General features: G+C 63.5%; 1 protein-coding gene. It reads right to left on the bottom strand.

Annotated features, from left to right (window positions below; translation table 11 throughout):
- The coding region (locus NS355_RS17725; RefSeq protein ID WP_275934737.1) for a PEP/pyruvate-binding domain-containing protein at nucleotides 1-584 on the bottom strand (584 nt) is incomplete at its 3' end.
- Nucleotides 585-712: the final 128 nt, after the last annotated feature.

Here is a 712-nt window from a genome sequence, read left to right as displayed (position 1 = left end):
CCCCACTGCTCCTCGACCAGACCCTTATACGTGGTGACCAGCGCCTTCCAATCCTCGGCCGACATCTCCGTATCAAGGGTGAAGCCGTTATCCTCCTTGGCGATCTCGAGCGCTTCCTCGAACGCGCCGTGATCCAGCTCGAGGACGACATCGGCATACATCTGGATGAAGCGGCGATAGCTGTCCCAGGCAAAACGCTCGTCGCCCGCCTTCTTGGCCAGCCCCTCGACGGTGGCGTCGTTGAGGCCGAGGTTCAGCACCGTGTCCATCATGCCCGGCATCGACACCCGCGCGCCCGAGCGGACCGAGACCAGCAGCGGGTTTTCCGGGTCGCCGAAGCGCTTTTCCGTCACCGCCTCGATATGCGCGATGCCGTCGGCCACCTCGTCGCGCAGTTCCTGCGGAAACTGCTCGCCATCCTCGTAATAGCGGGTGCACATCGCGGTCGAGATGGTGAAGCCCGGCGGCACCGGCAGCCCGATCGAGGCCATCTCGGCCAGGTTCGCGCCCTTGCCCCCGAGCAGGTTCTTGTCCCCCTTGCCGCCGTCCGAAACGCCGCCGCCGAAACGGTACACATAGGTCATCGGTTCGATCCTTTACTGGTCGTCACGTCCGACGCCCTGGGGACACAGGCGTCGGTTTTAATAAGGCGATATTGCCGGAGGGGAAGACAGGAACGTTTGCCCCCGTCTCCCGATCCTGTAGCTTATAC

Source organism: Sphingomonas yabuuchiae (assembly GCF_001477495.1).
GTDB classification, from domain to species: Bacteria; Pseudomonadota; Alphaproteobacteria; order Sphingomonadales; family Sphingomonadaceae; genus Sphingomonas; species Sphingomonas yabuuchiae_A.
This window is presented reverse-complemented; position numbering and strand designations above follow the sequence as displayed.